Annotated in this window: 18 protein-coding genes; 11 read left to right on the forward strand and 7 right to left on the reverse strand. The window is 65.6% G+C overall.

Features of this window, described 5'->3' with window-relative positions:
• Positions 1 to 94: 94 nt before the first annotated feature.
• The 6 genes from ACRECS_RS09265 to ACRECS_RS09290 all read left to right on the forward strand — a co-directional run bounded on the left by ACRECS_RS09265 (position 95) and on the right by ACRECS_RS09290 (position 6,716).
• A complete protein-coding gene (locus tag ACRECS_RS09265; protein WP_431582672.1) occupies positions 95 to 979 on the forward strand; it encodes a LysR family transcriptional regulator in 885 nt (294 codons plus the stop codon).
• Positions 980 to 1,057: 78 nt separating this feature from the next.
• The gene (dgcN, locus tag ACRECS_RS09270; protein ID WP_431582754.1) at positions 1,058 to 2,056 is read left to right on the forward strand and encodes an N-acetyltransferase DgcN; all 999 of its coding nucleotides are present in this window, start codon (positions 1,058 to 1,060) and stop codon (positions 2,054 to 2,056) included.
• Complete coding sequence (dgcA, locus tag ACRECS_RS09275; RefSeq protein WP_431582673.1) at positions 2,053 to 3,042, forward strand: N-acetyl-D-Glu racemase DgcA; 990 nt, start codon at positions 2,053 to 2,055, stop codon at positions 3,040 to 3,042. Before dgcN ends, dgcA begins: the two co-directional genes overlap by 4 nt.
• Complete coding sequence (locus ACRECS_RS09280; RefSeq protein ID WP_431582674.1) at positions 3,039 to 4,607, forward strand: N-acyl-D-amino-acid deacylase family protein; 1,569 nt, start codon at positions 3,039 to 3,041, stop codon at positions 4,605 to 4,607. The genes dgcA and ACRECS_RS09280 overlap by 4 nt, the downstream gene beginning before the upstream one ends.
• Entirely contained in the window at positions 4,604 to 5,854 is a 1,251-nt protein-coding gene (locus tag ACRECS_RS09285) for a dicarboxylate/amino acid:cation symporter (protein WP_431582675.1), read from the forward strand. Before ACRECS_RS09280 ends, ACRECS_RS09285 begins: the two co-directional genes overlap by 4 nt.
• 22 nt (positions 5,855 to 5,876) lie before the next feature.
• The gene (locus ACRECS_RS09290; RefSeq protein ID WP_431582676.1) at positions 5,877 to 6,716 is read left to right on the forward strand and encodes a phytanoyl-CoA dioxygenase family protein; all 840 of its coding nucleotides are present in this window, start codon (positions 5,877 to 5,879) and stop codon (positions 6,714 to 6,716) included.
• A 433-nt stretch (positions 6,717 to 7,149) separates the two neighbouring features.
• Here ACRECS_RS09290 and ACRECS_RS09295 read toward each other — a convergent pair whose 3' ends face one another.
• A complete protein-coding gene (locus tag ACRECS_RS09295; protein ID WP_431582677.1) occupies positions 7,150 to 7,617 on the reverse strand; it encodes an SRPBCC family protein in 468 nt (155 codons plus the stop codon).
• Positions 7,618 to 7,654: 37 nt separating this feature from the next.
• Positions 7,655 to 8,044: a putative immunity protein gene (locus tag ACRECS_RS09300; RefSeq protein WP_431582678.1), complete on the reverse strand. Its 390-nt coding sequence runs from the start codon at positions 8,042 to 8,044 to the stop codon at positions 7,655 to 7,657.
• Positions 8,045 to 8,189: 145 nt separating this feature from the next.
• Between ACRECS_RS09300 and ACRECS_RS09305 the strand changes: the two genes are divergently transcribed.
• On the forward strand, positions 8,190 to 8,828 hold the full coding sequence (locus tag ACRECS_RS09305) for a hypothetical protein (RefSeq protein WP_431582679.1): 639 nt from the start codon (positions 8,190 to 8,192) through the stop codon (positions 8,826 to 8,828).
• A 48-nt stretch (positions 8,829 to 8,876) separates the two neighbouring features.
• Here the strand turns inward: ACRECS_RS09305 and ACRECS_RS09310 are convergent, their stop codons facing one another.
• Entirely contained in the window at positions 8,877 to 9,959 is a 1,083-nt protein-coding gene (locus ACRECS_RS09310) for a saccharopine dehydrogenase family protein (protein ID WP_431582680.1), read from the reverse strand.
• Between the two features lie 115 nt (positions 9,960 to 10,074).
• Here ACRECS_RS09310 and ACRECS_RS09315 point away from each other — a divergent pair, with 115 nt between their 5' ends.
• Positions 10,075 to 10,689 (forward strand): TetR/AcrR family transcriptional regulator, encoded by a 615-nt coding sequence (locus ACRECS_RS09315; RefSeq protein WP_431582681.1) that lies wholly within the window; start codon positions 10,075 to 10,077, stop codon positions 10,687 to 10,689.
• Positions 10,690 to 10,692: 3 nt separating this feature from the next.
• Here the strand turns inward: ACRECS_RS09315 and ACRECS_RS09320 are convergent, their stop codons facing one another.
• Positions 10,693 to 12,528 (reverse strand): amidohydrolase family protein, encoded by a 1,836-nt coding sequence (locus tag ACRECS_RS09320; RefSeq protein ID WP_431582682.1) that lies wholly within the window; start codon positions 12,526 to 12,528, stop codon positions 10,693 to 10,695.
• 35 nt (positions 12,529 to 12,563) lie between these two features.
• Entirely contained in the window at positions 12,564 to 14,606 is a 2,043-nt protein-coding gene (locus ACRECS_RS09325; protein ID WP_431582683.1) for a S9 family peptidase, read from the reverse strand.
• 137 nt (positions 14,607 to 14,743) lie between these two features.
• Here ACRECS_RS09325 and dacB point away from each other — a divergent pair, with 137 nt between their 5' ends.
• Positions 14,744 to 16,204: a D-alanyl-D-alanine carboxypeptidase/D-alanyl-D-alanine endopeptidase gene (gene dacB, locus ACRECS_RS09330; RefSeq protein WP_431582684.1), complete on the forward strand. Its 1,461-nt coding sequence runs from the start codon at positions 14,744 to 14,746 to the stop codon at positions 16,202 to 16,204.
• A 256-nt stretch (positions 16,205 to 16,460) separates the two neighbouring features.
• Here dacB and ACRECS_RS09335 read toward each other — a convergent pair whose 3' ends face one another.
• Together ACRECS_RS09335 and ACRECS_RS09340 are read right to left on the reverse strand one after the other, a co-directional pair.
• Positions 16,461 to 17,483, reverse strand: a complete 1,023-nt coding sequence (locus ACRECS_RS09335; RefSeq protein WP_431582685.1) for a serine hydrolase domain-containing protein — start codon at positions 17,481 to 17,483, stop codon at positions 16,461 to 16,463.
• The gene (locus ACRECS_RS09340; RefSeq protein ID WP_431582686.1) at positions 17,480 to 18,967 is read right to left on the reverse strand and encodes a permease; all 1,488 of its coding nucleotides are present in this window, start codon (positions 18,965 to 18,967) and stop codon (positions 17,480 to 17,482) included. The genes ACRECS_RS09335 and ACRECS_RS09340 overlap by 4 nt, the downstream gene beginning before the upstream one ends.
• A 270-nt stretch (positions 18,968 to 19,237) precedes the next feature.
• Here ACRECS_RS09340 and ACRECS_RS09345 point away from each other — a divergent pair, with 270 nt between their 5' ends.
• Both ACRECS_RS09345 and ACRECS_RS09350 read left to right on the forward strand, forming a co-directional pair.
• Positions 19,238 to 22,228: a TonB-dependent receptor plug domain-containing protein gene (locus tag ACRECS_RS09345; RefSeq protein WP_431582687.1), complete on the forward strand. Its 2,991-nt coding sequence runs from the start codon at positions 19,238 to 19,240 to the stop codon at positions 22,226 to 22,228.
• Between the two features lie 58 nt (positions 22,229 to 22,286).
• Positions 22,287 to 23,432, forward strand: coding sequence for a serine hydrolase domain-containing protein (locus ACRECS_RS09350; RefSeq protein WP_431582688.1), 1,146 nt, complete (start codon positions 22,287 to 22,289; stop codon positions 23,430 to 23,432).
• Positions 23,433 to 23,477 lie beyond the last annotated feature (45 nt).

The raw sequence follows: 23,477 nt of genomic DNA on the forward strand, positions 1-23,477 counted from the left end.
GATGGCTGGTGCAGATTTAGGCGATGCGGAAGCGGGCCGTTCCCCTCCCTTTCAAACCGTTCTAGGCTGTCGGCATGCCGAAGGCCCGTAATCCATGAACCTGCGCCATATAGAGATCTTCCACGCCGTTTACGTCAACGGTTCGGTCAGCGCCGCCGCTCGAGCGCTCAACGTCTCGCAACCCTCTGTGTCCAAGATGCTGCGCCATGCCGAGTCGCTGCTCGGTTTCCCGCTGTTCCAGCGCACCAATGCCGGTCTGGTCGCGACCGAGGATGCGCATGCGCTGTTCAGCGAAGTCAGCGAGATCCAGGACCGGGTCTATGCGTTGCGCGAGGCGGGCCGGAACCTGAAACGCGGCGCGACCGGCATGTTGCGCATCTCGGCGCTGCCGTCGCTGGCGCTTGACGCGCTGCCGACCGCCGTTTCGCGCTTCCTGCGCAACCACGAGAATGTGCGCTTCGACCTGCAGACTGTCCATCACGACGATCTGCTGCGCAAGCTCTACGAACGCGAGACCGACATTGCGCTTGCGTTTGAAGTGCCGCCGGCAACGCCGATCAGCCACCGCTGGCTCGGTGAAGGCGAACTGGTCGTGCTGTACCGCGAACAGGACATGCCTGATGCGCCGCCACGGGTGGAGCTCGAGGCGCTGCGCGGCCGGCGCTTCATCAGTGTGGCGGGCAGCGGCCCGATCGGTCATCTCTTCACCCAGGAGCTACAGCGCCTCGACCTCGAACTTGACGAAGTCGTGTCGGCGCGCACCTTCTACATCGCCGCAGCGCTGGTGCGGCAGGGTGTGGGCATGACCGTGGTTGATAGCTTCACGGCCCAGGCATCGCTTGTACCCGGTCTCTCGATCCGGCCGCTCAAGCCCCAAGTCACGTTCGATGTGCACGCCATGTTCCTGATCAACCGGCCGCCGACCGCACTCGCCACCGACTTCCTCAACATGCTCGCGCGGGTGATCGACACGCCATGACGCGCCATAACGCCAGGCTATAGCCGGCCTTTCACTCACTATGCCGGAGACGCGCGAGGCGAGGATAGGCTCATGGCGATGATCCCTGCTCCCTATCTCCTGTATCTCGGTCACAGCACCGATCCCGTCGGCATCAAGACCTCGCGCGGTCTCGCAGTCTTTCGCCGCGACGCCTGTGTCGGCGAGTTCCGCTATGACGACTGCCCGTTCACGCTCGATCTGCCGCGCATGACGCTGGCCGAGGGCGCGGCAGCAGGGGCGCGCACGCTGGTGCTCGGCATCGCCAATTCGGGCGGCACGATGGGCGAAGATCTGATCGCCGACGCCGTCGCCGCGCTTGAGGCCGGGATGAACGTCGCCGCTGGCCTGCACCAGCGCCTGCGCGACGTACCCCAGCTCGCCGCACTGGCCGAAGAACGCGGCCTGCAGCTGTTCGACGTCCGCGACCCGCCTGCGGACCTGGTCGTCGGCACCGGCTATGCCCGCGCCGGGCACCGGCTGCTGACGGTCGGTACCGATTGCTCGGTGGGCAAGATGTACACCACGATCGCCCTGACCGAAGCCCTCCGCGCCCGCGGCGTGACCGCCGATTTCCGCGCGACCGGCCAGACCGGCATCCTGATCGCGGGCGCCGGCGTGCCGGTCGATGCGGTCGTCGCCGACTTCATCTCCGGTGCAATCGAGCAGCTCACCCCGGCGCGCGGCGATGGCGGCTGGGATGTGATCGAGGGGCAGGGGTCGCTGTATCACCCGTCGTTCGCCGGTGTCTCGACCGGGCTGCTGCATGGCGCCCAACCCGAGGCGATCGTAATGTGCGACGATCCGGTCCGCCGCCATATGCGCGGCATTCCCGGACGCGCCCTGCCCGGCATCAAGGAATGCCTGGAGATGAACCTGCAGGTCGCAAGGCTGACCAGCCCCGGCGTCCGTGCGGTCGGCATCTGCCTCAACACCTCGGCCATGGACCTCGAAACGGCGCGCGCGTTGTGCAACGCCACGGCAGACGAACAGGGCCTGCCCTGCACCGATCCGATGCGCTTCGGCCTCGACGGCGTGATCGACCGATTGCTGCAATGAGCCGCACGCTCCAGGCGCAGCACGACCGGTTCGACCTGATCGCGCCGTTCCGCATCGCGCGCGGGGTCAAGACGGCGGCCGATGTCGTGACGGTGACGATCGGCGACGGTGACGCGATCGGCCGCGGCGAAGGCGTACCCTATCCCCGTTACGGCGAAAGCATCGAGAGCACGCTGGCCGCGATCGAGGGCGCAAGGGTGGCGATCGAGGCGGGCGCCGACCGGCAGGCACTGCTGACGCTGCTCCCGCCCGGTGCCGCGCGCAATGCGGTCGATTGCGCGCTGTGGGATCTCGAAACGCGCCAGTCGGGCAGGAATGTGGCCAGCCTGATCGGCGCGCCGGAGCCGCAGCGGCTGGCGAGCGCGCTGACCATCGTCATCGACACACCCGAGGCGATGGCGCGCGCCGCCGCCGCGCTGGCCAGCGCGCCACTGCTCAAGGTCAAGGTCGATGCCCACGCTCCCGCCGCGCAAATCCGCGCGGTCCGGAATGCTGCGCCAGATACCGCGCTGATCGTCGATCCGAATGAGAGCTGGAACCAGGCGCTGGTCGAAGCGCTGCAGCCGATCCTGATCGAGGCCCGCGTCGCGTTGCTCGAACAGCCGGTGCCGGCCGACAATGATGCGTGGCTTGAGGGTTTCACATCGGCCGTGCCGATCTGTGCCGACGAATCGGTCCATGTCGCCGCCGATCTCGACGTGATCGCGCGCCGTTACAGTCATGTGAACGTCAAGCTCGACAAGGCCGGCGGGCTGACCGCTGCACTTGAGCTTGCTTTCGCAGCGCGCGCGCGCGGGCTGGGGCTGATGACTGGCTGCATGGTCAGTTCCTCGCTGTCGATCGCCCCTGCCCTGCACGTCGCGCGCCTGTCGGATTTCGTCGATCTTGACGGCCCGATCTGGCTCAGGGAGGATCGACCCGGCGGTGTCACGGACGAGAGCGGGATGCTCGCCCCGCCGGCTACAGGATTTTGGGGAACGATATGAACCGCATCGCGCGCGTCCTGGCTGTGGCGACCATCCTGACGAGCGCGTGCGGTGCCGCGCCGGCGCGGCAAAGCGTCGACCTGCTGATCCGCGGCGGCACCATCTATACCGGATCGGACGCGCCGTTCGTCGGCGATGTCGCGATCAGCGGAGATCGCATCCAGGTGGTTGCCGCCCATGCCGATGTCACGGCCAGGCGCGTGATCGACGCCACCGGCATGGTCGTCGCGCCGGGCTTTATCGACCCGCATACCCATATGGGCGATGCGCTTGCCTCCCCGAACCCCGCGACCCGTCTGATCCCGCCTTTCCTGATGCAGGGCGTGACGACCGCATTCATCGGCAATGACGGCGGCGGTTCCCCGGATGTCGCCAAGGTGCTGGGCAGCGTCGCGGCAAAGCCGGTCGGGATCAATTTCGCCGCCTATGTCGGGTTCGGCGCGGTCCGTTCGAAAGTGGTCGGCGCCGCTGACCGCGCCCCCACGGCCGCTGAACTGGCGCAAATGAAGGCGCTGACCGCGACCGCGATGTGCCAGGGCGCGATGGGCCTGTCGACCGGCCTGTTCTATGCGCCGCAAAGCTTCTCCAAAACCGATGAAGTGGTTGCGCTGGCGGCCGAAGCCGGCCGGCATGGCGGCGTCTATGACAGCCATATCCGCGATGAATCGAGCTATACCGTCGGCCTCGCCGCGGCGATCGACGAAGCGATCACGATCGGGCGCGAGGGCAAGTTGCCGGTGCATATCTCGCACATCAAGGCGCTCGGCGTGGACGTGCAGGGCCAGGCCGGCGCGATCATCGCCAAGGTCGAGGCGGCACGGCGCGCGGGACAAGAGGTCACCGCCGACCAATATCCCTGGTCGGCATCGGGCACGAGCCTGACCGCATCGCTGATCCCGCTCTGGGCGCAGGATGGCGGGCGTCCCGCGCTGCTCAAGCGTTTCGACGACCCCAAGCTTGCCGAGAGACTGCGCACCGGCATGACCGAGACGTTGCGCAAGCGCGGCGGCGCGGCGTCGCTGCTGATCACCGCCGGCCAGTTCAAGGGCCACACGCTGGCCGACATCGCCAAGGCGCGCAAGGAAGACCCGCTGACCACGGCGATCGCGGTGATCCGCATCGGCGACCCGGCTGTCGCCTCGTTCAACCAGATCGAGCCCGACATCGCCGCGTTCATGAAGCAGCCCTGGGTGATGACCGGATCGGATGCCTCGACCGGTCATCCGCGGGTCTATGCGACCTATGCGCGCAAATACGCCAAATATGTCGTCGCCGATAAGGTGCTGACCTTGCGCGACTTCATCGAGCGGAGTTCGACGCTGGCCGCCGATACCTTCCATCTCGAGGGTCGTGGGCATCTGAAGGCCGGCGCGTTCGCCGATGTGGTGGTGTTCGACCCCAAAAGCTACGCGCCGCGTGCGACCTATGAGCAGCCGACGCTGCTGGCGGTCGGGGTGCGCACCGTGCTGGTCAATGGCGTGGTCGCGGTGGGCAATGGCGTGCTGACCAAGCGGGCCGCCGGCCGTGCCCTGCCGCGCACGCCGACCCCGGGCAGCTGTTCTTGAACCTGCTCCGCACCTGGTTCGCGATCGCCTTGTGGAAGCGCGTGCTGGGTGCGCTCGCGCTCGGCCTGATCTTCGCGCTGGTCTGGCCGTCGGCAACGCCGGCGGTCGCGTTCATGGGTGAGCTGTTCGTGCGCGCGATCCGCATGCTGGTCGCGCCGATCGTGCTGATCACCATCGCCTCGGGCATCACCGCACTGGCCGATCCCAAGCGTCTCGGCGGACTCGGCGCAAAGACCATTGGCCTGTTCGCCTTCACCACGGCGATCGCCGTCTCGGTCGGCATGCTGGTTGCTGCACTGGTGCGGCCCGGAGTCGACGCACCACTCGGCACCGCCGTCGCGCATGCGCTCGGCCCTGCGGTCACGCCCTATGACCAGTTGATCGGCATCGTGCCGCTCAACATCGTCGATGCACTGGCCAAGGGCGACATGCTCGCGCTGATCTTCGTCGCGATCCTGCTGGGCGTCGGCACGGTCGTTGCCGGCGAGGCGGGCAAGCCGTTTGCCGCATTGCTGCAATCGACCTCGGCCGTGCTGCTCAAGATCGTCGGCATCGTCATGGAAGCGACACCGTTCGGCGTCTTCGCGCTGATCGCCGGCGCGGTCGCGGCCAATGGTGCGGCGGTGTTCGTGCATGTCGGCTGGCTGGCGCTTGCCGTCGTGCTCGGCTCGCTGATCCAGATCCTTGTCGTGCACAGCCTGTTGCTGAAATTCGCCGCCCGCCTGCCCGTGTTGCCTTTTTTCCGCGGCATCGTCGACGCGCTGGTCGTCGCCTTTTCGACCGCGTCGAGCTCAGCCACGCTGCCGGTCGCGATGCGCGTGGCGGAGAGCAATCTCGGCGTCGGCCGGCCGGTCTTCTCGACCGTCCTCCCGCTCGGCGCGAGCATCGGCAAGGACGGGACGGCAATGTATGTCGGCCTGCTCAGCATGTTCGCGTTGCAGGCGTTCGGCACGCCGCTGACCCCTGGCGTGTACGGCCTGGTGCTGCTGACCGGTGCGCTTGCCGCGTTCGGCACCGCACCGGTTCCGTCCGCCTCGCTGTTCATGCTCGCTGCCGTCTTGTCGGCGGTCGGTATCCCGCCTGAGCAGACCGCGCTGGTGGTCGGCTTCGTGCTGCCGTTCGACCGGCTGCTCGACATGACCCGCACCGTACCGAGCGCAAGCGCCAATTTGACCGTCGCGACGACCGTCGCGCGCTGGGAAGGCGAGCTCGACGAAGAGATTTACCGGTCGCGGCGCGACGATTGAACGAGCGATGGAAGGAGTGGCAATGGCGAGCAGGGATCAGGACGACATCGCCGCCGCCTATCACCGTGACGGCTATGCGATCGTGCGCGGCGTGTTCACCCCGGCCGACATCGACGCGATCGGCGCGGCGGTCGATCAGATTCATGCCGAGGGCGTGCAGCACGGTCGCAGCTTCCGGCACGGCAATCTGTTCTACAATGTCGCGGATGGGGCTGATGGCCCGGTCGTCAGGATGGTGCAATGGCCATCCTATCATCAGCCGGTGCTCAATGCGGTGCGCACCGATCGCCGCATCGCCCGTATCCTCGAGCCGCTGATCGGCCGCGACCTGAAGCAGATCATCAACCAGTTGCACTGGAAAACGCCGGGCGGTCAGGGCGATTTCGCCTGGCATCAGGATTCGCGCTTTCGCAAACCGGATGCGGCGTACCGCAATCTCGGCACCTCCTATATCCAGACCGGCCTTGCGATCGACCCGCATACGCATGATTCTGGCTGCATGAGCTTCATTCCGCGCAGCCATTTGCGCGGCAATCTCGAGCTGGATTCCTCGATCGAGGTGCTGGGCCGGTCAATGAGCGATTCCGCGCTGCTCTCCGCCGATCTGTCGCCGGACGATGCGGTCGATGTGGTGCTCGAGCCCGGTGACCTGGCGCTGTGGAGCCCCTATCTGGTCCATGGTTCAGGCACCAACCGGTCGACCCATCGCCGCCGCCTGTACATCAACGGCTATGTCCGCGCCGAAGATTGCGACCGCGGCGAATGGGCATTCCGCGACGGCGAGCCGGCGCCGCTGGGTCCTGAGCCCGTACTGGTCCATTATGAGGAACTGCACGAGCGCGGCGAGCCGCATTACGTCTAGAGTCTCATCGACCTGGCTGGCATCACCTTCCCCGTTCGTGCTGCGCTTGTCGAAGCACCGTCCTTCTTCTGTGTCGGAAAGAGAAGAATGGCCCTTCGACAGGCCCAGGGCGAACGGAAGGGAATGGATCAACTCAGCTCGAAATCGCTCTAACTGTCCGCAAGAAAAGCTGGCTGTTCCTGGCTGTTATTCGCTGATTTCTTTTTTTCTGGCTGTTAATTCCAACGTCCGCGCCAGAATTCACTATGATTTTCAGAAGTTTACCAGGTGGCTGGCTGTTATCAAATAACAGCCAGCTATCAGCCAGCTATCAGCCAGCTTGTTCTATTGTCCAACCATGTCAAAGAGCGCGCCGGTGTCCGCGGTGGATCCGTCGGGCATGGCAATGCCATGATCGCGACCCGTGTTGAATCGGCGAGCCCCTCGCCACGCGCTATTCGGTAAAGGCAGCAAGATTGTCGAGCGTCGAGCCGAGCCCGACTGCATGGTCCTCCGGCTTAATCCCGGGCGGTACATTCTCGCAAATGATGCGCACTTCGGTCCCGTCGGGCACCGGCGTCAGTGACCAGGTCATGGTCATCTCGCCGGCAAAGGCCGGATCGTCCGACTCGAATTCGACGACCTGCACGACGCGCTGGTCCCGGATCAGCGATACGAACCGCCCGCGAACCACATCGGAATCGGCCGAGGCCTTGCCCGATGCCCCGGCCGGCAACTCGTCATAAGTCAACGTCATGTGGTAACGCCCGCCTTCAAAAGGCTGGAACAGCTCGATGCTGCCCGTCATGCCCTTGGGCGGCAGCCAGACAAGCCAGGCGTCGGCGTCGACAAAGGCACGATACAGGGACTGTGGTGAGGCATTGATGATCCGCGAAGCCGCGTCGATGCGTTTGTCGCCCATGGTGGTGATCTCCCTGCCTCAACGCCGTGAATGCAGCTCATGGTACAAGGTTCCGAAGATGGGTCGGCAGGGACAGGCGCTGCTGGTTCCGTTCTGCCTCAACCTCCCCTCCCGCAAATGCCCTGGCCTTGAGTGCATAGGTCGCAGCGTGGGGGGCATGAGTGGCGACATGCGCGGTGGCCGCCGCGTGCCCGGCCGCGCGGGCGGCGGCGGATGCGGCAGGACTGGCAGCGTCGCGCGCCGCCGCATGGGCGGCAAAGGCACACGCCCGCGCGCTGGTCATCGCCAGACCGCCGCTTTCCCATTGCCGCGCCGCCTGGACTGCCTGTCGCGGCCTGGCGTCATCGGGATGCAGGGTTTCGAACAGATCCAGCACCCGCTCGGCACAGTCCGCCGCCCATAAAGCCAGTTGCCGGTGGTCGCTCATCGCGGATGTCCTACCATAACCGTCGAACCGATGAACCCGACAGGTTGCCCGTGACGTCATCATCACTTGACGGTGGAGGTTTCCAACGACGCCCCTCTGGATCCAAGTCATTGGAAGAGCCGAATCATTATGGGGACATTTGCGGATGAACGATCAATCGGCGCGGCTCTTTATCTTCCTATTCCCAGTGCTTTTCATTGGCGGGTGGCTGATGATAACCACAATGCTGGGCGCGATGGCCGGATGGTTCACGCTCCAGCAGCACTATCCCGCCGGCAATGAGCCAATATTGCTCAAGCTCCGCGCTCGCTCGGGCTCGATGGGGCCTGGCGTCGCCTTAAGCGGCATATTGACCCTGAGCGCCGGCCCCTCCGGCCTACGCGTCGGCATCTCCCGCCTGTTCGGCCCCTTCCAGAAACCTTTCTTTGTTCCGTGGCAGGAAATCCGCACCGAAGCGAAGACCTTCTTTTTTGTACCAATGACCAAATTGTCGTTCGGGAACCCCGCCAACGGGACGCTCAAAATTGACGCCCGAGCCTGGCTGCGTCTCGCCGCACATTCTTCAGGCGCGCATGCGATCAAAGCCGAACAAATATCTGTTGGGCGAGCTGCGCGCGGCTTCTTTCTGCGATGGTCCTGCATGACCCTGATCGTGGGCGGATTCTTCTACCTAACGTCACGGGTCGGTGGCGCTGAAGGTTTCCCCCTGCTCGCCAGCTTCGGATTTCCGGGAGCACTCTACGGCATCGCGCTGCTGATCCAGTTTCTCCGACCTGGATCGTGAAGCCCGTTTCGGGATGACCGAGGTGCAAGCGGCGAGGCGTAAAACCATTCAGCCTTGCCATTCGCCAGGACGACAAGCGCCCCGTTCGGGTGAAGGCTGCACCGCGTCCTGATAAACGACCCGCACCGTATCCGGTCCCAGCGCATCGAGAAAGGCGCGGGCATCGAAAGCATCGCCGAGCGAGCGCACGCCTGCTTTATCCCGGGCTTCGCCGGCCAGCAATCGCTCGAGCGCCTCGACGATGATCGGCGCGGTGACGGCATAGATGTCCTGGCCGCTGGCGGTTGCGCGGCGTACCTGATCGCCCTTTCGCACCAGCACATCCATGACGAAGAGTTGCGCCGATCGGCCCTGCGCATCGCTTGCCTTCGGCGGCGGTGTCGCCGGGTCACGGAGGTCACGCAGCGGGGCCAGATTGATCCAGCTGTCGATCGTGTCGGGCCGCAGGTGATGCGCGAGCGTGATCATTTCGGTGAGCGGGAGCATGACCATATCCTGATCCCCGAACGGCGCAGGGAAATTCCAGTGTCGGGTCGGCGCCGGATCCGGAATCACCTCCAGCCGGCCCTGTCGCTGCATCAGCCTTTTGGCGGTATTGCGCTTGCCGGTCACGCGCGTGCCGCTGGTCGGATGCCAGCTGTCCAGGAACATCGCCACGGTCACCTCGTCGACCGGCTCGGATCCGTCATGGACCGCACTGGCAAGCAGGTCGGCGAGCCCGCCATAAAATGCCGCGGCCGGCAGCAGCACGACGCCGGCATGCCGGGCGGCGGCATCGCGTGTCGCGATGATGGCCTGCACCGTTTGCTGTTCGGCGGCGACATCGAGATAGGGAATACCGGCGCGCAGCGCGGCGTCGATCACCGGAATCGCGGTGTCCATGAATGGCCCGGCGCAATTGATCACTGCGGCCGCCCCCGCCACCGCAGCGTCGAGCGAGGCAGGGTCATCCATCCGCGCCGCGCGCAGCGTAACGTCCGGTGAAGCCGCTTCGGGCGTAAGCTTCCGCTCGTCGCGCCCGACTACAATCACGCCCAGGGCGCGCCGCTTCAGCTCGGCGACAACGAAGCGCCCGGTATGGCCGGCGGCGCCAATGACGGCCACGATCTTGTTTTCACTCGCGATGCCCATGATATTCGCTCCAACGCTACAGACCTGTCTGTTCTTGTGATACAGATCTGTAGCGTCGTCAAGCGTTCCGGTGTAGCAATGCCGGCAGCGACCGGATTCCATGAGGTTGGACAGAGTGACACAGAGCCAGACCGAGCCGGGCGACACCGCTGCGAGCGTGCGCGACCGGATTCTGCAAACGGCAGGCGATCTCTTCTATCGCGAAGGGACGCGCGCAATTGGCGTCGACCTGATCGTCGAGCGCGCCGGCGTCGCCAAGACCAGCCTGTACCGGCATTTCCGCACCAAGGACGATCTGATCGAGGCGTTTCTGCACAATGAGGACCGGGATTTCTGGGCGCAATGGGATGCCGTCTCCACGGCCCATATCGGCCAGCCGGCGCAGGAACTCGACGCACAGCTGGAATGGATCGGTGAGCGCGTCGCGCGGCCCGGTTATCGCGGCTGCCCGCAGATCAATATTGCAGCCGAGTATGCCGATGAGGCTCATCCGGCGCGCAAGGTCGCGGTTGCGCACAAGGCGGAATTGCGCCGGCGTCTCGCGGCGCTGGCAAGCGAGATGGGGATGGCGGACCCCCACCATTTCGCGTTGCAGATGAGCGTCGTGATCGACGGCGCGCTGAGCAGCGGTCGGGCATTGCATCAGACCGGGCCGGTGTCCTTCCTGCAAGGCATTGCCCGCACGATCAGCGCCACGTCGCTGTTGTCCAAGGCTGCCGCCGGCCGCTGACCGTCAGGGTTCGGCGCGGTAGAAGCGCAAATTGGCCAGTTCGAGCCATGCCTTGCCGTCGGGCTGGCCATCGAGCCGCACGATCAGGGCACGCAGTCGCGCGAGATCGAGTGCTGCCTTGTCGTCCCGGCTGCGAAAGGCGCTGAACGGGATGCGGATTTCGCGGCGACTCTGATCCGCCACGAACGGCGCCTCGAAGTTCGCGCGCCCGTCCAGGCTATAGCTGTCGAACAATAGCCGGTACTGCCCCGCGCCGCGTGCCTCGAACGCCACGCCGGCGAAGCCGCGCGCATCGGCGAGCTGCACGGCGCCTTTGGTCAGCGGCAGGATCAACTGCGCATAGGGTTTGGGCGCTGATCCGAGATGCGCGACCATGAACAGCCTCTTATCCTCACCCTGATCGGGGCGGGCAAAATCGAGATGGCTGTGATCCACGCCCGAATCCGTGCTTTCGACCGGCAAGGTGTCGAGATCAGTGCGCCCTCTCCGGCCCGCGCCGGTATCGATCGGTCCCGCCATGCGGTGCAGCGGCAAGGGCGACATCGCATCGCTGTCGAGCGCGTCCCGAAGTGGCTTCAGCGGTACATCGCGTCCCGACACGAATATGCGGCGGATGTCGTAGAGATCGTCGATCCGCTCGTCGGGCTTGCCGCCGACCAGCACCAGATCGGCGCGCTGGCCGGGCGCGATGCGGCCATGGTCGGCGCTTTCGCGCAAGATGCCAGCGCTGGTCGCGGTCGCCGCCGCCAGGGCCTCGGCCGGCGTATGGCCGAGCAGAGTCAGCCAGCGCATCTCGCGAATCGTGGAGGAGCCATGATAGACGCCGCCGATCCCGGCATCGGTGCCCACCCCGATGCGGATCCCGGCCGCCTTCAGCCGCCGGACATTCTCCCGCATGATCGTCCAGCGTTTCGCATCCAGCTCGGGGATCGGCTCGATCGCCCGGTCCAGCCGTTGCTGTTCCTGCGCGCGTTCGGGCGGGCGCAATTCGCGCCATTCGGCTGGCGTGAAGCTGCGATCCTGTTGCGGTTCGTACACCACCAGGGTCGGGACATAGCCGGTGCCGTTCGCCTTCATCAGCGCGATCAGTTCGTCATCGACCAGCGCGTCGCCGACGCCGTGGCCAAGCGCATCGACGCCCGCCGATGCCGCGAGCTTGGCGCCGGCCAGCGTGACGGTGTGCGTGATCACCGGGATGTGCGCGGCATGCGCATCGCGCACGATCGCGGCGAGCGTCGGCTGGTTCATGCTGTCCAGCCCCGGGCCGCGGCCATAGCGCCAGCCATCGGCGAACACCTTGATGACATCGGGCTTGTAAGCCAGCGCCCGGGCCATGGCGAGATGCGCGGCGCGCGGCGTCTGCACCTGCAGCGTGAAGAAATTGCCCCAGCCATATTCGGTGCCATGCCCGCCCGGTACGCCGAAGCGGATCGCGAGCTTCAGATTGGGCGCGGTCACCGTGCCCGGTTTCCCAGTCGACTGGCCGGTCATCTCGCGGATCGGTTCGAGCATTTCGCCCGAGACGGAGAATTCATTCACCGTGGTCACGCCGTGGCGGAGATAGCCGGCATAGGATTTGGGCAGATCGTCGGGCCCGTCGAACGCGGGCGAGCGCATATGGGTGTGGAGATCGTGCAGCCCGGGGATCAGGGTCAGGCCGCGCGCATCGATCACCATGCTGCCGGCCGGAACGCGTATCTTCTTGCCGACCGCGACGATGCGGTCACCGCGGATCAGGACATTTTCCACCACCGCCGGTGCGCCGCTGCCGTCGAACACGCGTGCGCCGCGGATTAGCGTGGCGCGCTCATCGAGCGATGGCGACCCGATCCCGGCCATCGCCGCGACCAGCGCCAGCGAATTGCGCAGCCAGATCAGGGTAGCGGCTCCTTGCGCATCAGGGTCTGCGCCAGGAACGCGTCGGCCGCGTGATAGCCGGCGAGCCAGTTGGCGTAGCGCTGAAAATCATGCCGTTCATTGGGAAGGGTGAGGAAGCGAAACGGGATCCGGCGCGCGGTCAGTTCGCGCACCAGCAGCACCGACTGGGCGAAATCGACATTCTTGTCGTCGTCGCCATGGATCACCAGCACCGGCGAGCGCCACTGGTCGATCGAACCGATCGGCGACGAACTCCATTGCAACGCACGCGCAGCCGCCTGCGCATCGGGCGAGAGATTGTCCTCGACCGGGCGCAGCATGGTGTGCACACCGTGGAAATCCACGCCGGCGGCGAACAGGTCGCTGTTCCGCGCCAGCGCCAGCGCCGTCAGATAGCCGCCCCAGCTGCCGCCCCAGATGCCGATCCGCGCCGGATCGACCCGCGGCTGTGCGGCGAGCCAGCGCCCGGCGGCCAGGATGTCGCGATATTCCGACGCGCCGCCACGTCCGGTCTCAGGCGCAGTGCGAAAGGCGCGGCCATAGCCGGTGCCGCTGCGATAATTGACCGACAGCACGTCATAGCCCTGCGCCGCCAGATGCTGATTGAAGATATAGCCGTTGGAATAATAGTTCCCCGGATGGAAGCCGAGCAGCATCTGCCGCCGCGGCCCGCCATGCGCGAAGATCAGCGCTGGGTGTTTGCCGGGGCCGGGGGCGCGGAACAGCTGAGCGTGGACTTCCACCCCGTCCGCCGCCCTGAACAACACGGGCTCGGGCGTGACGAAACCGCGTGCGGCAACTTTCCGGCCAAGCGGCGTCAGGGCGTGGTCAGCCAGCACCGGATGCGCGGGGTGCGTCGCGTCGGTCGCGATCGCCGCCAGCGCGTCGCCCCCCGGCGTGGGGAAGCTCTCAATGCCCGATCCTTGCGTCACACGAACCGGTGCGCCGCCGGACAGCGGCACGCGCCAGAGATGCCGGCGGTCAATGTCGCCGGCATTGCCTGCATAGATCAACGACCGTCCATCCCGGCCGAGCAGAAAGCCCTCGACCTCGAACGCGCCGGGAGTCAGATCGCGCGGCTCGCCGCCCTTTGCCGCGTCGATCGCATAGGGGTGCACCCAGCCGCTCCGTTCCCACGGAAAGACGAGTTGCCCGTCGGCACCCCAGAACAGGTTGCGGCTGCGCGTGCCGTAATAGCGCCCGCCCTCGCCCGCCGGGGCACTCCACAATACGCGCGATGCGCCGCCTGCGGCGTCGGCCACGCGCAGCGACCAATAGGGGCCGCCTTGCGCCGCGCCGGCCGGGGGATCGACATATTGGATAAAGGCGATCTGCTTGCCGTCCGGGGAGAAGACCGGCTCAACCGAGAAGCCGAACGAGGCATCGGGATAGCGGACAGTCGTCCCGCCAAGATCGAGCAGCCCGACAAAGCTGTGATCGTCGCGATTGTCGACGAACAGCAGCCGCGTGCCGTCTGGCGACCATTGTAGCCGCGTCACCTCTCCCGCGACGCTGGCGAGCTGGCGCGGGGTGGTTCCGTCCCACAGCCAGATCGCGCCCTTGCGGGTATAGGCCAGCCGGGTGCCGTCCGGGGCGAAGGCCGGCGAATGTCCCTCACCCACCACAACCGGCGCACCGCCGCTCGTAGTGCCGACAAGGACTTGCTGTTTCGGCAGCGTCGTCGCGGCACCGGTATTGGGGATTGAGCCGTCGGGAAATTCCTCATCGCCGCCGCGCACAAAGGCGATGCGCGTCCCGTCGCTGCTCAGCGTGACATCGTAGAGCTGCTGCCCGTCATCTTCGGCAAAGGACGTGATCCGCCGCGCCGGCGTACCGCGATCGGCGACCCAGACATTGCGCGCTCCAGCCGCGTTCTCGACCCAGGCGAAGCGCGCCACATCGCGCGCGCCGGTCAGGTCGCCGGCCACCGGCAAGGCGAGCGCCTGCGCCAGCGCATCGGGTGCGGCCGGCACCGATGCACCGGTCAGCGCCAGCGCCGCGGCGCAGGCGATCAATCGAAAAGCGGTTTGCCATCCCATGCCGGCTGTTCTGACCCGCGCGCCTCGCTCCGACAAGCGTGGAACGCCGCAGCCATGCGCATCGGTTATGGCCGCGCCAACGCTCTGAATGAGCGGTGCCCGGTTGCTCCCCGCGTCATTCCCTCTAGGCTCGGGCCATGACGCCATCGAAACTGACCGCCGCGCTGTTCGCGCTCATGCTTGCTTCCCCGCTTGTCGCGCAGGACGCGCCGCCGCTTCAGCAGCGCGTCGCAGCGACATTGGCCGAGGCGGCACCCGGCACGCGGTTCGGCCTGGTCGTCACGACCGACGACGGGCGCGAGATCATCGCGGTCAATCCCGATCAGCGCTTCATCCCCGCATCGAACACCAAAATCTTCACCACCGCCACCGCCTTCGCCACGCTGAGCGGGCTCGATCAGCCGGATGCCGATGGCGGCACAGCCGTACGGCTCGAGCCGTCCGGAAAAGGCGCGCCTGACCTGGTCCTGGAAGGCCGTGGCGACGCATTCCTGTCCAGCGCGGCGGATTGCACCAGTGATTGCCTTGCCACCCTGGCCGACGCGGTCGCTGCCCGAACGCGCGTGGTGCATGACGTGCGCGGCGATGACAGCCTGTATCCCAACCAGCGCTGGGGCGCGGGGATGAGCTGGAATAACATTCCGACGCGATCGGGTACCGCCACGTCGGCACTGACGCTTGACGACAATGAACTGCCGCTGCGCGTGACGCCCGGCGCGGTCGGCGCCAAGCCGCTGGTCGATCTGTCACCCTATTACAATGTTTTCAACACTGCGGTGACGGTGGCGACGGGCAAGACCGATCTGGAGTTCGACCGTGCGGCGAACGGCAAGCTGGTCAGCCTGAGCGGGACGATCGCGGCGGGTGCCAAACCCGAAATACTGCTCCTCGGCATCGATGAGCCGGCGCTTCATGCCGCCTGGACCTTCAAGCAGATGCTCGAAGCGCGCGGCGTGCGGGTGACCGGGACGGTGACCGCGCGGCATCGCCCGCTGAGCCCGACCGACGACCCGGCGATCCGCAAGGGCGCGCCCGCCCCGCGTCCGCCGCGCGAGCCGGTACTGGCCCAGCTCACCCCGCCACCGCTGGCGCAGGATCTGACGCTGATCAACAAGGTCAGCCAGAATTTGCATGCCGAACTGATGCTGCGCCGGATCGGCCGTCGCAACGGCAGCGGATCAATCGCCGACGGCGCCGCCGAAGTGCGCGCGATGCTGGAGCGCGCCGGCGTGCCGCGCACCGCTTATGACTTTTCCGACGGCTCGGGCATGTCGAGCTACAACCGCGTCGCACCGCGCGGCGTGGCGATCCTGCTGCGCTGGATTGCCGGCCAGCCCTGGGGTGCGGCCTATCGTGCAACGCTGCCGATCGCCGGGGTGGACGGGACGCTGTCCAAGCGCTTCATCGGCACCACGCTCGAGCGCAAACTCTTCGCCAAGACCGGCACGCTCAACGCCAGCTCGGCGCTGTCAGGCTATATGACCGGCAGGAGCGGGCGGACGCTGATCTTCTCCGCCTATGCCAATGACATGCCCGAGGGGACCAGCGCGACCGGGCTGATCGACCGTGCGCTGGAGCTGATCGCGGCGGAGAATTGAGTTCCGAAAGGCCATCGCTGCGGCGATCCTGTTTTCCAACGCTAAGAAAGAGCGCGCCGGTATAAGTCCGGCAAGGGATCCTATGTCCGATCCCGTGCGATGGTTGAATCGCCATCAGCGACGGAGCCGTGGAGACCGAATTCCGCGGAGCGACGGGGAGATATGGGACACCAGTTGTGTCATATCTTTCAGGTCACCGTTTCGGCGACAAGTTCGCATAATATCGTTATATATCAGCTACTAAGTTAACACCGCCCTAGACACGTGCTTCGTCACAGGCGTTCACCACCGCATCCCCGACCTCCGGCCGCAGCAGGAAGATGCCGCTGTCGCGGTGACGCGTCGGGTGCACCCGGTTGGTGAGCAGGGTCCAGGCGAGGCCGCGCTCGAAATCGATCCACAAGCCAGTGCCGGTGAAGCCGGTATGGCCGATCGTTTCGGGCGAGCAGGCATCGCCGCCAGGCCAGCCGGCGAAGCGCCGTTCCCAGCCACAGGTGCGGTCGCCATTGGCCGGCTCGCGGATCGCCTTGAGCATCGCCGGTGATGCGCCACTGCCGTCGAGCAGGCCTTGCGCGAAATCGAGCACACCCGCGACTGTCCCGAACAGGCCGGCATGGCCCGCATCGCCGCCGAGCGCAGCGCAATTTTCGTCGTGCACCTCGCCCTTCAGCACGCGGCCGCGCCACGTGCAGGCCTCGGTCGCGACTGCAGGTCCGGGCGGCGGGCCATAGCTGAGGCCGGGGCCGAGCGGCCAGGCCGAGAGCGAGGCCCCGGTGATGCGCTCGATCGCAATGCCGAGCAGGATGTAATTGATGTCGGAATAGACTGACGGGCCCTGCTTCCACTCACGCTGCAGCACGAACGCGCGCAGCCGGGCGGGGTCGTCGCCATAAGTGTAGATCGGCTCGACCGCCGGCAGATGGCTGCGATGGGCGAGGCAGTCGCGGAAGGTGAGCTTGCGTTCGGCAGCGCCCAGGACGTCGTACTGGCGCAGGTCGGGGATCGCGTCGGTCAGCGGGCGGTCAAGGTCGATCCGCCCCTCATCGGCGAGGCGCAGGATCATCGTTGTGGTGGCGATGACCTTCGACACCGACGCCAGATCGAACCAGTGCGCCTCAGTCAGCAGCTCCGGTTCGGGCACCAATGCTGCATGGCCGGTGAGTTTCACCGCACGCTGTCCGTCAGCCGTCAGCACACCAAGCATGGCCCCCGGAATGCGTCCATCGGCGACCGCTGCCGCCGCGGGCGCGAAAGCCCGTTCGACCAGGTCCTCGATCATATCGTTTCGTGATCCGGCGCGCGCGGTTGCATCCGGCCGATGATCGGCACGAACAGGATCGCGGCGAGGCTCAGCACGCCGGACAGCAGGAAAAAGCCGTCATAGCCGATCACCCCCTGCATCGACCCTGATGCGCCGGCGAGCAGCCGTGGCAACAGGAAAGCGAAGCCCGACAGAAAGGCATATTGCGCGCCGGGATAACGCGGGTTCACCAGCATCGAGAGATAAACGACGAACACCGCACCGGCGATGCCGTTGCCGAACTGATCGGCGGCGGTGGCGATGTAGAGCACCACATCGCCCGGCGCCTGATGCGCCAGCCAGATGAAGCCGAAATTGCCGAACGCAGCGAGGATCGCGCCCAGCGTGAGTGTCCAGGCTTGCGGCCAGCGCGTGGTCAGCCAGCCGCCAAGCGCCACACCCGCCATGCTCGACAGCAGGGCAACCGCCCCATCCGCCCTGCCGATCTGGAACAGTGTGTAGCCGACCGATTTGACCAAGGGTTTGGAGAGAGTGAGCGCAAGGACATCACCCATGCGGTACAGCGAGACGAACACAAGGATCGCCAGCGCGCCCAATCCGTAACGCCAGAAGATATCAATATAAGGGCCGACCGCGGGTGATTTGCGGAACCAGGCAGTGGGTGGCGCGCGACGAATCTTGGGCAGCATCAGCGCCATGATGATGAATGGCAAAAGGCAAACCCCCAGCACGGCGCGAGTCACGTTGGTTTTCTCGCTGATCCCGGCCCATACGGCGAGGTCAAGAACGCCCCATCCGATCGCCGCCGTCACCGCCGCCGTCACAGCCAGAATGCCGATACTTGCCGCGATGCCGGTTACCAGCGCGACCCAGCGCCCGCCGCCGCCTTCAACCTCGGGCCGCATCGCCACCAGAAGCGGAAACGGCAGGAACGCCGCCACCGCGATCAGGAGATAGGCGTCAGTCCAGCCGGCACTGCCGGCGACGAGCAACGCGCCGCTCCCGGCCGCGACCATCGCGGTGCGATATCCCCACAGATTGGCGGCGACGATCGGTCCCTGCTCGTCCTGGGTTGGCGCCAGTTCGATGCGCCAGGCATCGGCCGCGACCTCCAATGTCGTGGTCCAGAAGGCAAGCAACACGGCGAACAGCGCGGTGACTGCGAGACTCCGGTCGGCCGCGGTGAACGCCATCGCCGTCATCGACGTGAAGATGCCGAGCTGCGACAGCATGATCCAGCCGCGCCGCTTGCCCCAGAAGCGCGCGAAACCCGGCACGTCGAACCGGTCAAGCAACGGCGCCCAGAGGAATTTGAAGGTTGGCAGCAAGGTGACCCAGGCGAAGAAGCCGATCACGACCAGCCCGACACCATGTTCGGTCAACCGAAGCGCGAGGACAGTCGAGAACATGTAGAACGGCAAGCCGGCGGAGAAGCCGAGCAGCACATACAGCGCCATGCGGCCAAGGCCCGGCCGTACGACGGGCGCGGCCGCCTCAGTCAATGCAGCATCAGTCAAAACAAGCAGCCGGAAACAGGATCAAAACAGGCGGCATCACAGCTCCATCGGCCAGGGTCGGCAGCACGCTCGACCGCCCGTAAAGATCAGTCAATGCCGCACTGTGGCACAGGCGCAACGCTATTGGCCATGTTTCAAGGCGCACATGCCATATGGCTATGACTCACCCCACAGAAACTATGGAGCAGCGCAACATTCTTGTTACTTAATGCAACCGGACGCACGGATAACGCGTGGTTCACGGGGGTTCATGACATGATTGGTTCCAAGTCACTCAAATCGGTCCTGGTTTCGGGCACCGCTTTTGCCGCCCTGACATGCGCGCTACCGGGCGCCGCAATCGCGCAAAGCACGCAGGAGGCGCCTGCCCAGTCGGCCGCAGAGCAGGACAATAGCGAGATCGTCGTCACCGGCACGCGCATCATCCGCGATGGCTTCCAGGCGCCGACACCGCTCACCGTGCTGACGCAGGAAGAAATCCTCAACCAGTCGCCGTCGAACAACATCGCCGATTTCGTCAACCAGATGCCGGCGCTCGCCGGATCGACGCGTCCGGCCAATTCGCGCCTCAACCTCAGCAGTGGCCAGGCGGGCATCAATGCGCTCAACCTGCGCAACCTGGACGGCTCCTCCACCGGGACCCGCACGCTGGTGCTGATCGACGGTCGCCGTTCGGTTGGCTCGACGATCACCGGTATCGTCGACATCAACACGATCCCGCAGGGACTGGTCAAAAGCGTCGAGATCGTCACCGGCGGCGCGTCGGCAGCCTATGGGTCGGACGCCGTCGCCGGCGTCGTCAACTTCATCCTCGACAAGAAATATCAGGGCCTGAAGCTGTCGGCCGACAGCGGCATCACCACGCATGGCGACGGCCGCAACTATTCGTTCGAAGCGACCGCGGGCCATTCGTTCGCCGGCGGGCGCGGTCATATCCTGCTGAGTGGCGAGCTCGCACATCGCGACGGTATCTTCCAGGTCGATCGTGACTGGAATGCGACGGGGTATGTCCGCATTCAGGATCCCAATTGGACGGCGGGCAACAGCACCACGCCGGCCAGCACCACGCCGAGATTCCTGATCCGGCGGCAGGTCGGCGCAGCGAACTCGACGCCGGGCGGCCTCATCACCGCGAACAAGGTACTTGCAGGTAGCGGCCTTGCCGAAAACGGCCTGCGCGGCCTTTATTTCGGTCAGGGTGGATCGGTAAACCAGTATCAATGGGGTGCGCTGACCTTCCCGTCACCAACGGGAAGCTCTACCCCGTCGCTGACGCAGGGCGGCGACTGGCGGGTCAATGATTCCGGCCGCCGCATCGGCCTGGATCCGCAGGACGACCGTTATGGCGTCTTCGGGCGGCTGAGCTACGAACTCTCGGACGATGTCGAGTTGTTCGCCGAGGGTTCGTATAATCGGCAGCATATCGTGTTCAATGCCGGTCCGAACCTGCAGACCGGCATCACGCTGAAGAACGACAACGCCTTTCTCGTCAACGCACTCGGCGCGGCGCGCCTGGCTGGAATCGGCGACGTGACACTGGCCTCGACCGGCGCCGATCTTCCCTATCGCGGGGTGGACAACAAGCGGAAGGTCCAGCGCTATGTGATTGGCGCGGAGGGCAAGTTCAACGCCTTCGGCAAGGCGGCGCATTGGGATATCTATGCCCAATATGGCCGCACGGACATGCGCGAACAGCTGACCAATATTCAAAATACCCAGAAGCTGCTGAACGCCACGGACGCTGTGTTCGCCCTGGCCGGCAATCCGGGCGGCTATGCTCCCGGCTCGATCCAGTGCCGCATCAATACCGATGCGATCACAACCAACGACGACAAGGCCTGCGTGCCGCTTAATCGCCTCGGTATCGGCGTCGCGAACCCTGCTGCGTTCGACTATGCGCTGGGCAATCCCTATCGCGACGAGGTCGCGGAGCAAAAGGTTGCGGGGGCAAACTTGTCGCTCACGCCCTTCGCGACCTGGGCCGGCGATGTCAGCATCGCGGTCGGCGGTGAATATCGCGAAGAATCGATTCGTGGTTTCGTCCCCGACGCATTCCGGCCGACTGTCACTCCCACGTCCACGTCGAACCGCTGGTCGGTGGGCAATTACCTGCCCACCAATGGCAAGTATAACGTGAAGGAAGCCTATCTCGAGACTGTCATCCCGCTCGGGCTGGGCCTGGAGTTCAATGGCGCCGTGCGCGCGACCGATTATTCGACCTCAGGCTATGTCACGACCTGGAAGGCGGGCGCGACCTGGCAGCCGATCGAGGATATCCGGTTCCGCGTGACGCGCTCGCGCGACATTCGCGCGCCCAATCTCAACGAGTTGTATCAGGCCGGCGCCTCGAACAGCGACTCGGTGCGCAATCCTTTTTACGTCGCGACCGATCCGACCAAGGGGCCAGCGACCTACTCTTATGCAGCAACCGTCCTCGGCAATTTGGATTTGAAGCCCGAAAAAGCCGATTCATGGAACATCGGCGCAGTGTTATCGCCGCGATTCCTGCGCGGCTTTAACGTTTCAGTCGATTATTTCCGCATTGAGATGGAGGACGCGATCGGCACGCTCAGCGCGCAGGAGATCATCAACCGCTGCTTCGACGGACGGGCGGAATATTGCGCGGCGTACACCGTGGATCCAACCGTTGCCAATGGCTCGCGCCTGCTGTTCCGCAGCCAGCCGTTCAATTTCACGCGGCAGCTGGTGCGCGGCATCGATTTCGACGCATCATATCGCCTGCCCGTGGGCCCGGGCAGCTTCACCCTGCGCGGCGTGGCGACGCGCTATATCGATAACATCATCGACCAGGGCATTCCGGGCACCGTGCCACTCAACACCGTCGGCGTGAACGGCGGCCAGGCCAGCACGCCGAAATGGATTTTCCGCGCCAGCGCGACCTACGACACGCCGAGCACCTCGGTCAGCGTGGTGGGACGGGGCGTGAGTTCGGGCAAATATGATGCCGGTGGTATCGAGTGCCAGACCAATTGCCCGATACCGACCACAAGTCAGTTCAACACCTATGAGGACAACCACGTCTCGGGGCTGTTCTATGTCGACCTCAACCTGACGCAGAAGATCAAGGCGAGCAGTTCGTCGGAAGCGCAGATCTTCCTGAACGTGACGAACGTGTTCGACCGTGCGCCGCTGCTGGTGCCGGAAACAGGGCTTGCGGCAAACAGCACCTATTCGGACCTGCTCGGACGCACCTTCCGCGTCGGCGTCCGCTTCCAGCTGCGCTGATCGGCATGCCGGCTCCATCCTGCCCAGGATGGAGCCGAGCATTGTCAGAGACGCTCGCATGATGCTTTCGATCGCCCTGCTTGCCGCCGCCGCGCAGCCTGTTGCGACGGTTCGCGTGGCGTTCGACCGCAGAGGCGAAACGGCGGTCAGCGTCTCGGGCGTCGCCGATCTCGCCACGCAGCGTCCGGTGACCGCCGACGATCCGGTGCGGGTCGCGTCGATCTCCAAGCTGGTCATGGCGATCGGCGTGATGCGGCTGGTCGAGCAGCACAAGCTCGATCTCGATGCCGATGTCTCGACCCTGCTTGGCTGGAGCTTGCGCAATCCGGCTTTTCCCGACCGCAGGATCACGCTGCGGCTGCTCATGTCGCACCGGTCGAGCCTGACCGACGGCGTCGAGTATGTCCTGCCGCTCGATGCCGACCTTCGCACCGTGGTTGCCGATCCCAAGGCATGGGACGCGGAGCATGCGCCGGGCAGTTTCTTTCGCTACACCAACCTCAACTCGCCAATCGTCGCCGCGGTGATGGAGCGCGCGACGGGCGAGCGGTTCGACCGGCTGATGGATCGGCTGGTGCTCGCGCCGCTCAAGATCGACGCCTGCTATAATTGGGCGAATTGCAGCGACGCGGTCGCGGCCCGGGCAGTGGTTCAGTACCGCGCGGGCGAGCCGGTGAAGGACGACAATCGCGGCGCGAAACCCGCTTGCCCGGTTCAGCCCGCCCGCGACGGGAGCTGCGATCTGTCGCGCTGGCGCGCTGGGGTGAATGGCGGAATTTTCTCGCCGCAGGGCGGCCTGCGCATTTCCGCGCGCGGGCTGGCAAAGATCGGCCGGTTGCTGCTGAACGGCGGCACGCTGGACGGTATCCGGTTGCTTGGCCGGGGCTCGATCGCACGGCTCGAAACGCCGCTATGGACGTTCGACGGCAGCAATGGCGACACGCTGAAAGGTTTCCATTGCAGCTACGGTCTCGACGTCGCGTTCCTGGCCACCGGGATCAAGGATTGCCGTGACGATCCGTTTGGGGATCAGCGCCGCCAATGGGGCCATGCTGGCGACGCTTACGGCCTGTATTCGGGCCTGTGGATCGATCGCAAGCGCGGCACCGGCGTTGCCTATTTCGCGACTGACGTGCCGGCCGTACCGGGACAGCGGTCGGCCTTCACGGCGACCGAGGAGGCGCTGGCTCGGCCCGATCGCTAGAGCACCAAGTCTTATATCAGAACCACCCTCTCACCCGTTCGTGCT

Source organism: Sphingomonas sp. (assembly GCF_050725575.1).
In the GTDB taxonomy this organism is placed as follows: domain Bacteria; phylum Pseudomonadota; class Alphaproteobacteria; order Sphingomonadales; family Sphingomonadaceae; genus Sphingomonas.